This is a genomic window from Streptomyces kunmingensis, from assembly GCF_039533535.1.
Classification (GTDB): Bacteria; Actinomycetota; Actinomycetes; order Streptomycetales; family Streptomycetaceae; genus Streptomyces; species Streptomyces kunmingensis.
In genome coordinates, this window is record NZ_BAAATS010000027.1 from 56,212 (window position 1) to 67,611 (window position 11,400).

The 11,400-nt window shown below is 71.2% G+C and carries 6 protein-coding genes; 4 read left to right on the forward strand and 2 right to left on the reverse strand.

The genetic code is table 11. The features are described from left to right. Positions 1-593 precede the first annotated feature (593 nt). Both ABD366_RS28640 and ABD366_RS28645 read left to right on the forward strand, forming a co-directional pair. Positions 594-3,716 (forward strand): glycoside hydrolase family 3 protein, encoded by a 3,123-nt coding sequence (locus ABD366_RS28640; RefSeq protein WP_411293639.1) that lies wholly within the window; start codon positions 594-596, stop codon positions 3,714-3,716. A 113-nt stretch (positions 3,717-3,829) separates the two neighbouring features. Beyond that, a complete protein-coding gene (locus ABD366_RS28645; RefSeq protein WP_324766833.1) occupies positions 3,830-4,261 on the forward strand; it encodes an SRPBCC family protein in 432 nt (143 codons plus the stop codon). A gap of 225 nt (positions 4,262-4,486) precedes the next feature. On the opposite strand, the gene ABD366_RS28650 is transcribed toward ABD366_RS28645, so the two are convergent. Beyond that, the gene (locus ABD366_RS28650; protein WP_324766832.1) at positions 4,487-5,644 is read right to left on the reverse strand and encodes a glycoside hydrolase family 6 protein; all 1,158 of its coding nucleotides are present in this window, start codon (positions 5,642-5,644) and stop codon (positions 4,487-4,489) included. Positions 5,645-5,905: 261 nt separating this feature from the next. On the opposite strand from ABD366_RS28650, the gene ABD366_RS28655 reads away from it, so the two are divergent. Next, positions 5,906-6,355: an effector-associated constant component EACC1 gene (locus ABD366_RS28655; protein WP_324766831.1), complete on the forward strand. Its 450-nt coding sequence runs from the start codon at positions 5,906-5,908 to the stop codon at positions 6,353-6,355. Next, the gene (gene eccCb / locus ABD366_RS28660; protein ID WP_324766830.1) at positions 6,318-10,619 is read left to right on the forward strand and encodes a type VII secretion protein EccCb; all 4,302 of its coding nucleotides are present in this window, start codon (positions 6,318-6,320) and stop codon (positions 10,617-10,619) included. Before ABD366_RS28655 ends, eccCb begins: the two co-directional genes overlap by 38 nt. Here eccCb and ABD366_RS28665 read toward each other — a convergent pair. Further along, a partial coding sequence (locus ABD366_RS28665) for an XdhC family protein (protein ID WP_344442730.1) occupies positions 10,608-11,400 on the reverse strand: 793 nt, incomplete at its 5' end. The genes eccCb and ABD366_RS28665 overlap by 12 nt on opposite strands.

The window sequence follows — 11,400 nt, forward strand, 5'->3', positions numbered from 1 at the left end:
AGGTTGAGCAGCCCGGCCGCGAGGGCCCGGGCCGGTTCGGCCGGCCCCGGCAGCGGCTTCGGCGCCCACGCGGGCATGGGCGGCGGGAAAACCGGCATGACGGGCGGCGCCCCTCCGGCCTGCGACATCCCGGGCGCCGTCCCTCCCGCCTGCGGCATCCCGGGCGGCGTTCCCGCGCCCGGCCCCGTAGCAGCGGGCGGCATCGGAGGCGGAGGCCCGAACGCGCCGGCCCCGGCCCCGGCCCCGGAGGACCCCGTACTCCCCGATGCGTCCCCCGGTATCCCTGTCCCGTCGTCCGCCGCGTCCCCCGGTCCACCCGCCCCGAAGTCCGCCGTACCCCCGGGTCTCCCCGCCTCGTCGCCCACCTCGTCGCCCGCTGCGGCCCCCGTCCGTCCCGCCCCGTCGTCCGCCGTGTGCCCCGGCCACCCCATCGCGGTCCCCCAACCGTCAGGTGTCACAGTCCGGTTGACACGATCCGGGGCGGCGACGGGACTGTCAATCGGTCCCGTGCCCCCAACTGGCTTTACGCCCCGAAGGCTTGACGGCCCCCCGGCACCCCTTTTAACTCAAGCCTTGAATTTAGGCACTCCGCGATGCACCACCACCCACCGCAACGGGAAACATCGGGAGGAAACTTGCGCCACTCCGCTCTCACCCCCGCCCCGGGCCGAAGAAGACGGGCGGCCCTGCTCGCCGTCTCCGCACTCGCCGCCGGGCTGCTGCCGCTCACCACCACCGCGACGGCCTCGGCCGACGAGCCGGCCCCCGCCCCCGTACCCATCGACCGCTTCGAAGGCGAGGTACCGTTCGCCACGCAGCCCGCCGAGGGCCTCTTCACCTGGGGCGGCGACGCGGACGACCACCCGAAGCTGGAGCTGAAGGAACGCGCGGACGCGCCCGAGGGCGCCAAGGTGCTCGAAGGGTCGTACGACATCAGCGGCTACGGCGGCTTCACGCACGACTACGCCGCCGACCAGCCGGCCCACGACTGGTCGGCGTCCAAGGGCATCCGCCTCTGGTGGTACGGCCAGAACGCGGCGCCGCTGCCGCCCGGCACGGGCAAGAAGATCAGCTTCGAGATCAAGGACGGCGGGGCGCACGGCGAGGCGTCCGAGCTGTGGACCACGTCGTTCACGGACGACTGGCAGGGCTGGCACCAGGTCGAGATCCCGTTCACACAGTTCGAGTACCGCACGGACTACCAGCCCGTCGGCGGCATCGACCACGTCCTCGGGCTCGACAGGATGTGGGGCTACGCGCTCACTCTGCCGACCGGGGTGAAGGGCCAATTCGCCGCCGACGACGTCCAGTTGTACGGCAAGGCCGATCAGTCCCTGCGGGCGCAGGTGTCGACGGACGCCGGCGTGTACCCGGTGAAGGAGGGCGGCACGGCCAAGGTCAGGCTGTCCGTCACGACCACCGGGAACGTCCCCGTCGAGGACGAGGTCACCGTCGCGTACGCGAGTGAAGGCGGCACCGCCGAGCCCGGCAAGGACTACACCCCGGTCAGCGGCAAGGTCACCTTCCCCGCGGGCACCGCGTCCGGCGCCTCGAAGACCGTCGCGGTCGCCACGGCCAAGGACCGTGTCGGGGCCGAGGCCGCCGAGACGATCCCCCTGAAGCTGACCGTGACCGGCGCCAAGCCGCCCGCCGAGAACCCGCAGGCCGTCATCGACGCCCACGGTCTGCCCTACCTCGACACGAAGCTCCCGGTGAAGAAACGGGTCGCCGATCTCGTCTCCCGGATGTCACTGGACGAGAAGGTCGGCCAGATGACGCAGGCCGAGCGCAACGCCCTCAAGTCTCCCGCCGACATTGCCGGTTACGACCTCGGCTCGCTCCTTTCGGGCGGCGGCTCGGTGCCCACGCCGAACACGCCCGAGGCCTGGGTCAAGATGATCGACGGCTACCAACTGCGGGCGCAGGCCACGCGGTTCCAGATCCCGCTGATCTACGGCGTGGACGCGGTGCACGGCCACAACAACGTCGTCGGCGCCACGATCATGCCGCACAACATCGGCATCGGCGCCACCCGCGATCCCCGGCTCGCCGAGAAGACGGGCGCGGTGACCGCCTCCGAGGTACGGGCGACCGGCATCCCCTGGGACTTCGCACCCTGCCTGTGCGTGACACGCGACGAACGCTGGGGCCGCTCCTACGAGGCGTTCGGCGAGGACCCGGCGCTCGTGGAGTCCATGGAGACGGTGATCCAGGGCTTCCAGGGCCGCGCGAACGGCACGGACCTCGACCGGGACGACAAGGTCCTGGCCACCGCCAAGCACTTCGTCGGCGACGGCGGCACCGAGTACGGCTCCTCCACCACCGGCTCGTACACCATCGACCAGGGCGTCACGAAGGTGACGCGGCAGGAGCTGGAGGCGGTGCATCTCGCCCCCTTCGGGGATGCCGTGAAGCGGGGCGTCGGCTCGGTCATGCCGTCGTACTCGTCACTGGACGTCATCGGTGACGACGAGGGCCCGGTGAAGATGCACGCGAACGCGGCGATGATCAATGGGGAGTTGAAGAAGAAACTCGGCTTCGAGGGCTTCGTCATCAGCGACTACGCGGGCATCGACCAGATTCCGGGCGACTACGCCTCCGACGTCCGTACGTCGATCAACGCGGGCCTCGACATGATCATGGTGCCGAACGCCTACGCGGACTTCGAGACGACCCTGCTCGACGAGGTGCAGGCGGGCCGGGTGAGCCAGGCACGCGTGGACGACGCCGTATCGCGCATCCTCACCCAGAAGTTCCGGCTGGGCCTCTTCGAGAAGCCGTACGCCGACACCTCGCACCTCGACGAGATCGGCGGCGCCGCGCACCGCGCCGTGGCCCGGCAGGCCGCCGCCGCGTCGCAGGTGCTGCTGAAGAACGCCGGGAACGTCCTGCCTCTGAAGAAGTCCCAGAAGGTGTACGTCGCCGGGTCGAACGCCGACGACCTGGGCAACCAGACCGGCGGCTGGACCATCACCTGGCAGGGCCAGTCCGGGAAGAACACGGACGGCACCACGATCCTCCAGGCGATGAAGAAGGCTTCCCCCGGCGCCGCGATCGACTACTCCGAGGACGCCTCGGCGCCGACGGCCGGATACGACGTGGGCGTGGTCGTCGTCGGCGAGACCCCCTACGCGGAAGGCGTCGGCGATGTCGGCAACGGCAACGACCTGGAACTGACCGCCGCCGACAAGGCCGCCGTGGACAAGGTCTGCGCCGCCATGAAGTGCGTGGTGCTGACGGTCTCCGGCCGCCCGCAGCTGATCGGCGACCGGCTCGGGTCCATCGACGGGCTCGTCGCGTCCTGGCTGCCGGGCGCCGAGGGCGACGGGGTGGCCGACGTCCTCTACGGCAAGCGCCCGTTCACCGGCCAACTCCCCGTCACGTGGCCGAAGTCGGAGGCGCAGCTGCCGATCAACGTGGGCGACTCCTCGTACGATCCGCAGTTCCCGTACGGGTACGGCCTCACGACGCTGACGAAGGCACCCGGCGGCGGTGAGCTCAGTCTCAGGGCGCTCGCCCTCGCGGGCCGGCACGTGCACGACGCGAGCGCCGGACGCGCGCTCGTCGGCAAGGCGCGGCTGATCGTCCAGCAGAAGGCGGGCGACAAGGTCACGGCCGCCTGGGCCAAACCGTTCGCGGAGGCCGACCACCTGGCCCTGACCGGCGACTACGCGGGAGCACTCGGCAAGCTGCTGACCGCCTACCGGCAGGCCTGACGGACGGGGAGAGGGCTCCGGCGGCGGCCGGAGCCCTCTCCCTCGCACCGGCCCCCGCGACACGCCCGGCCGGTTGTGGCGCGGCTCATCGGGGAGCGGCCTACGCTCGCGGCGTGGCCCATGTCCGTATCGTCCGCGAGACCGAGCTGCCCGCCGCCGAGGCGTGGCGGCGCCTGACCGACTGGAAGCGGCACGGGGAGGTCGTGCCGCTCACCCACGTCACCATCACCACGCCGCCGCCGACGGCCGCGGGCACGGTGTTCGTGGCGCGCACCGGGATCGGCCGCCGCCTGGGCTTCGACGATCCGATGGAGGTCGTCGCGTGGCAGCCGCCGCGCCGCTGCCGTCTCGTCAAGCGAGGCCGGTGGGTGACCGGCTGGGCCGAGATCGAGGTACGGGCGCTCGGCGTCGACCGGGCGCGCGTGGAGTGGCGCGAGGAGCTGCGGGTGCGCTGGGTACCGGCCGTCGCGGATCCGGTGCTCGCGATGGCGGGGCGGTGGATGTTCGGCCGGGCGGCGAAGGGGCTTTTGCGGGACGGGAGTTGAGGCCTCCGGGAGCCTCAGCGTCGGCATGGTGCATGGCCATGGCCGTCTACGGCGCCACGGACACACCGGGCGCCTCGTCACCGCCGACGCCGAGGCTCCCGGAGTTCCCTGACATCCCTGAGCTCCCTGAGCTCCCTGAGCTCCCTGAGCTCCCTGAGCTCCCTGAGCTCCCTGAGCTCCCTGAGAGCTGACTCGCTCTATGTAACTTCCGCTACGCGCCCTCCGCTACAGGAGCGGGGGATTGGCGTACCGACCCAATTCGAGTGCCTGCTGCGGGAACCAGTCCCCCGCCTTCGGGTCGACGCCCCCGCGCTCGGGGTCCTCGGGCCCCTCCGTCCCGCGCAGGCACAGCCCGTCCGACTCCCCCGGCGTCTTGATCCACAGGCGTGCGTCCTGGAGCGGGTCGCCGGTGCGCAGGGTCGGGCGGGCGCCCAGACCGCGGCCGGGCGGGTTGCACCAGTCCTGCGGGTCGGTGTACTTGCCGGTGGGCGGGGCCCACGGGCCCTGCCCGTTGCGGCTGGAGTCGGTCACGAAGTGCGTCATCCGGGAGGCGGGTACGTGGACGTGCGCGTCGATCCAGGCCTGTGTCTCAGCGCGGGGCGCGGACTGGTGCGGGCAGTCGGCGGCGTTCCCGCCCGCGTCGACGTAGGCGATGCAGGAGGAGATGAGCTTGCCGTACCAGGAGTTGGCGTCGTCGGTCTGGTAGTTCGAGGCGTTGGTGTAGAAGCCGGAGGCCCGTTCGACGCCGCCCTTGATCAGCCGGGGCACGATCGAGCTGACGGCGTGCCAGCCGGGGTGCCCGGTGTCGAGGTAGACCCGGGTTCCGCGGAGCGGCTCCAGTGTGTCGACGGCGTAGTTCACCTCGGTGTAGCGGGCGGCGGTCTTCGTGCCCTCGGCGTCGTCCTGGCCGCAGTCCGCGGGGAGCAGGGCGAGCGCGTCGGGTTCCAGGACCACCAGGGCGTCCCGGGCGCCGATGCCGCGGGCGACGGCGTCGATCCAGGCCTGGTACTCGGCGGTGTTCGCGGCGCCGCCCGCCGAGTAGTTGGAGCAGTCGCGGCCGGGGATGTTGTAGAGCGCGAACGTGGGGACGGCGCCGGCCCGACTCGCGTCCTTGACCACGTCCCGGGCGAGCTTCTCGACCTGGGCCGGGCTCTGATCGCCGAACCAGACCGCCTGCGGCGTGGCGACCATGGCCGTGACGCGGGCGGCGTCCCGGTACTGCCCTGCCTTGACCAGGCCGAGGATCTGCTGGAGGGCGTCCGGGTTGGGTTCGGGGGTGTAGAGACGAGCGGGCGCACGGTCGGTCGCGCCGGCTCCGTCCGCGTGGGCGGCACCGGGGCCGCCTATCGCCAGCGCGGACGCGGCAAGGGCCAGCGCCGCCAAGGCAGTTGAGGCACGTCGGGCACGTCCGGCACGTGGAGCACGTCTGAGAGGACCTCGCACGGTTCACTCCTGGGTCGCAAGGGGCACGGGGGCTTGCGGGGGTGGTGGGAGCGCTCCCAAACGAGGGTCGGGGACGGATCGCGTGGCGTCAAGTACGGTGCACGAGGCGGTTCTTGTCTCTGGCACCCCACGTCGCACACGCGCCACGGTTACGATCTCGGGGTGGGCCCCGGCGGGGGCGCGCGGACGGAAGGAGGGGCCGTGCACGAACTGGAGCTGCGCGTCGACATCGGGGACGGCGCGCCCGCGGACCAGCTGGACCGCCAGGTACGCGCCCTCTTCCAGGACCTGCGCAGGCTGGGTGTGCTGCGCGTGGAGCGCAGGACGCAGCCGCCCCCGGCCGGATCGATGGCCGGTGCGGGGCACGACCTCGCCGTCCTTGTCCTGAGCGGGGCATTCTCGGCAGCCGCACTCAAGGCGGTCAGCAACGTCGTCATCGCGTACGTGAACCGCTCCAAGGCGCGCGCGGTCGAATGGGAGTTCGACGGTAACAAGGGCTCGTTCACGGCTCTGTCCGCGAAGGACCAGCAGGTCCTCGTGGACGCGGTGATCGCCCGCATCGCTGCGGGCACGCCGGAGCGCGGGACCGGCACGGACGAGGCGGAGGAGACCGATGGCGGGACGCCGGGTCGCACTTCTGGTCGCGACTGACGGCTACCAGGACCCGGGGCTCAACCAGCTACGGGCGCCGGCGCGGGGGGCGACCGACCTGCAGGCGCTGCTGCGGGATCCTGCCGTCGGCCGGTTCGACGAAGTGCAAACACTCCTCAACCGCCCGAAGGAAGAGATCGAGGGCGCCATCGAGGGTCTCCTCTCCGATCGCGCCCCCGACGACTTCGTCCTGCTCTACCTCGCCTGCCACGGCATCCGCAACGACGGTGACCGGCTGTTCTTCGCAACGCTCGGCACGCGTCTGAACCGGCCCGCCACCACAGCCATGTCATCGGAGTTCTTGCACGGCCTGCTCGATGAGAGCCAGGCCGGCACCAAGGTCGTCCTGCTCGACTGCTGCTACAGCGGCCTCTTTCACCGTGGCACGCCCATGTCGCCCGCCCCCGTGGACGTGGAGTCCGCCGTCGCCGGACGCGGCACGTTTGTCATCACGGCGACGACTGCCCTGGAGTACGCGTACGAGGGCGACCAGCTGAAAATCGACAATGGGATCTCCGCACCGCGCTTCACCAACGCCGTCATCGAGGGGCTCAGCACCGGCCTCGCCGATCTCAACCGTGACGGTGTCATCACCCCGGACGAGCTCTACACCTATGTCCACGAGGCCGTTCGCAACCAGACGGGCCCGGACCAGACACCCACCAAGTCCGGCCACTGCGAGGGGGGCGTGGCCCTCGCCTACGCGCCCGGGCAGGACGTCACCGCGGGCCGCGCGGGACGTGCCGCGGCCGCCCATGAACTGCCGCTCGGGACACTCCTTCCGCCTCCGGTCGAAACCGCCGACCGGGGTTACACCTGCGATGCCTGGGAGGGCTCCGCCCAACTGCGCACCCCTGTCGGTCGTCTGGAGCACTCGGCGGACGGCGAACTGATGTGCGTCGACTTCTCCGGCCGCGAGGGCAATGCCGCGGTGGTCGGCAAGCTCGGCAGCGGCAAGACCACACTGCTGCGCTCCCTCGTGCTGTCCCTGGCGCTGACCCACACGCCGGGCGAGGTGGAGTTCGTCCTCCTGGAAGGCGCCGTCAACCGGCTCGGGGTCCTGCGCATGCTGCCCCACGTCCGCGGTGTCGCCGCACCGCACGAAGAGACCCGGGTGGGCCAGGCGCTCGACGAGGTGAGAGAGGCCATCGCCGCCCGCCGCTCCCTCTTCCGCGATCACGACATCGACTCCATCGAGGCCTTTCGCGCGCTGCGTGCCGAGGGCGCTCTCGGCACCGTGGACACCAGCGACCTCTTCCTCGTCGTCGACGGCTGGCTCGATTTCTGCTGGGAGCGGGCGGCGTTCGCCGACGAGGTGCACCGGCTGGCGAACACCGGACTCAACTACGGGGTCCACCTGTGTGTCACCGCCCGCCGCTGGAGCGACTTCACCCCCGAACTGCTGGGTCTGCTCGGCACCCGCGTCGAACTGGCCCTCGATCATGCCGGGGACTCCCAGGTCGATCCGGTGCTCGCGGCGAGCGTCGGTGTCGGCTGGGCACTGTCCAGGCGTCGTAGGTTCCGGGTCGCGGTGCCTCGCCTCGACGACATAACAGGTGATGAGGCGGCTCGGCGCTCGCTGGCCGACACGGTCGAGCGGATCCGGGCAGGGTGGCGCCGGGACCCCTCACCGGGCCGGTCCGCGCCGACCTGGGTCTCCTTCACCGACCTGCTGAAGACGGGCCGCCCGGCTGACTGGGATCCGGCGGAGGGCTGGCGGGACCGTCTCCCCGCCGACCGGTTGACCACCCCCTTCGGCACGACACCCGCGGGAACGCCGGTGCTGCTCGACATCAAGGCAGCAGGCGAGGACGGTATGGGCCCGCACGGACTGCTGGTGGGCGCCGCCGGTTCCGGCAAGTCCGAGTTCCTGCGCACCCTCGTCCTCTCCTACGCGGCGACGCACGCGCCGCACGAACTGAACTTCCTGTTGGTCGGAGACCTCGGCCGGGGCACCTTCCGTAGCTTGGCGGCGCTTCCGCACACCTCCGCCGTGCCCGAGATCGGCAGTGAGGACACCCCGGGTGTCGTCCGGCTCGCCGAGTCCGTGACCGGCGAGATCGCACGCCGTTCGGCTCTCCTGAGCGGCACGGGGCAATACGGCTCGCATGGTGGCCGTCGGCCGGCCGACGGCCGCGAGACACCACCGGAGCCGCTGCCCGCCCTGCTCGTGGTCGTCGAGGACTTCACCGAACTCATCGCCGCGTCGCCCGACTTCATGGACACACTGATCTCGATCGGGCGCGTCGGACGCTCCGTCGGCGTGCACATGCTGCTGGCCGCACGCCGTCTGCGCGACCACTCGCTGCGCGGCCTGGAGCCGTTCCTCTCGTACCGGATCGCCCTGCGCACCGCCTCCGCGACGGAGTCACGGGCCGTGCTGGGTGTCTCGGACGCCAACCGGGTTCCCCTCGACCCCGGCGTCGGCTATCTGCGGACCGGCTCAGAGAATCTCATCCGTTTCAAGGCCGCCTTCGCATCCGCTCCTGGTCCCGAGGAAGCGGAGGAGGACACCACGGTCCTGGACGCGGTGGTGGCACAGCTCGCGCGGTACGGCCCGGCAAGCCACCCGGTGTGGCTTCCACCGCTGGACGTGCCGCCCGCCCTGGATGAACTGCTGCCGCCGGCCACGGTCGACCCGGAGCGTGGACTCCAGTCCCACGCCTGGCCGGGAGCCGGAAAACTGAGCGTCCCACTGGGCCTGGTCGACATGCCCGAACAGCAGTTGCATGCGCCTGCGTTCCTCGACTTCTCCGGGGACCGGGCGCACGCGCTGTTCGTCGGTGGTCCGCACTCCGGTAAATCGACGCTGGTCGCGACCCTCATCACGTCGTTCGCCCTGACCCACACCGCGCAGGAGGCCCGCTTCTACGTCCTCGACTTCGACAGCGACCAGCTGGCGGACCTGGCCGGGCTGCCGCATGTGGGGCAGGTCGCCCGCCGCAGGGAAGAGGAACTGGTGCGGCGCACCATCGCCGAGGTCGTGGAGATCCTGGCCTGGCGTGAGCGGGAGTGCGAGACGAGAGGCGTCACCTCGATCGGGGAGTACCGCGAACGATACGCCGGTCCGAAGGACCCCGCGTCCGCGTGGAGTGACGTCTTCCTCGTCATCGACGGGTACGCCACGCTCCGAACCGAGTACGAACACCTTGAGCGCGCCATTCTCGACATCGCGTCGCGGGGCCGACGGTTCGGCATCCACCTGGTGCTGACCGCCTCGCGGTACGTACAGGTCCGGCCGAGCCTGCGGGAACATCTGGGCCACATCGTCGAACTGCGCCTCGGCGACCCCACGGAGTCCGAGATCGACCGCAGGAGCGCCCTGCGCGTGCCGCCGGGCCGTCCGGGGCACGGACTCGCTCCCGACGGGCGCCATCTCCTCACGGCGCTCCCCCGGTTGCAGGACAGCGGAGACCTGCCGCTCCCCCGGGCCACGGCGGCCCTGGTGGACCGTGTCCGTGCCGCCTGGGGCGACCGTCCCGCGGCACCACCGGTGCGGCTGCTGCCCGCCATGCTTCAGCCGGCGGCCCTCCCTGCTCCGGCCGATACCCCCGCCGGCTCGCTGGCCGTCGGGATCGACGGCACAGCCATGGCGCCGGTACTCCTCGACTTCGTCCGGGACCCGCTGCTCCTCGTCCTGGGCGAGGCCGGTTCGGGCAAGACGTCGCTGCTGCGGTTCCTGGCCCGCTCGATCGCCGAGAAGTACCCGGCCGGGGAGGCTCTGATCTTCGTGGCGGACTTCCGGCGGTCTCTGATCGGGGATCTGCCGGAGTCGCATGTGGTGGGGCACTGCATGTCCAGCGGACAGCTCCGTGAAGCCGTGACATCCGTACGCGAGACTCTGGAAAAGCGTCTTCCCGGCCCTGATGTGACACCGCAGCAGGTACGGGACCGTAGCTGGTACACCGGCCCGGCCATCCATCTGCTCATCGACGACTACGACCTGGTCGCCACGGCGTCGGGCAACGAGTTGCTGCCTCTGCTCGATCTGCTGCCGTACGCCCGGGACATCGGCCTGCGTATCGTGCTGACCCGTACCGCTGCCGGGGCATCACGGGCCCTGTACGACCCTTTCATCCAACGGCTGCGTGAACTCGGCGACCACGGCATCATCCTGTCCGGCGACCCGTCGGAGGGCATGCTCCTGGGGCAGACGCGGGCTTCGTCCAAGCCGCCGGGCCGGGGCACTCTGGTCAGCCGCAAGTGGACGGGTGAGATCCAACTGGCATTCTCACCCTCGCACTTCGATGGTTCAGGCGACTGATCCGATCCTGCTCGCGGATGCGCCCTCATGATGGATCGGCGTATGCGCCCCCGTCAGCGACACCCCCGTGCCGCCCCGCCGGTGCGCCACGATCTCCGAGGCGATGGAGAGGGCCACCTCCTCCGGCGTGCGCGCGCCCAAGTCGAGGCCGATGGGAGAGCGCAGGCGGGACAACTCCAGTTCGTTCACGCCCACTTCGCGCAGGCGGGTGTTGCGGTCGAGGTGGGTGCGGCGTGAACCCATGGCGCCTACGTATGCGACCGGGAGTCGTAGCGCGAGTTGGAGCAGGGGGACGTCGAACTTGGCGTCGTGGGTGAGGACGCACAGGACCGTGCGGGCGTCGACGTCGGCGCGCTCCAGGTACTTGTGGGGCCACTCGACCACGATCTCGTCCGCGTCCGGGAAGCGGGCGGCCGTCGCGAAGACGGGGCGCGCGTCGCACACGGTGACGTGGTAGCCGAGGAATTTGCCCATGCGGACCAATGCCGACGCGAAGTCGATCGCGCCGAAGACGATCATCCGGGGGGCGGGGACCGAGGACTCGACGAGCAGCGTGAGCGGTGCTCCGCAACGCGATCCCTGCTCTCCGATCTCCAGAGTGGCGGTGCGGCCCGCGTCGAGGTACGCGCGCGCCTCGCCCGCCACCGTGCGGTCCAGCTCCGGGTGCGCGCCGAAGCCGCCCGCCACCGAACCGTCGGCGCGGACCAGCAGCGCGCGGCCCATGAGTGCGGCCGGGCCGGACACGATCCGCGCGACCGCCGCCGCCTCCCCCGTGGCGGCG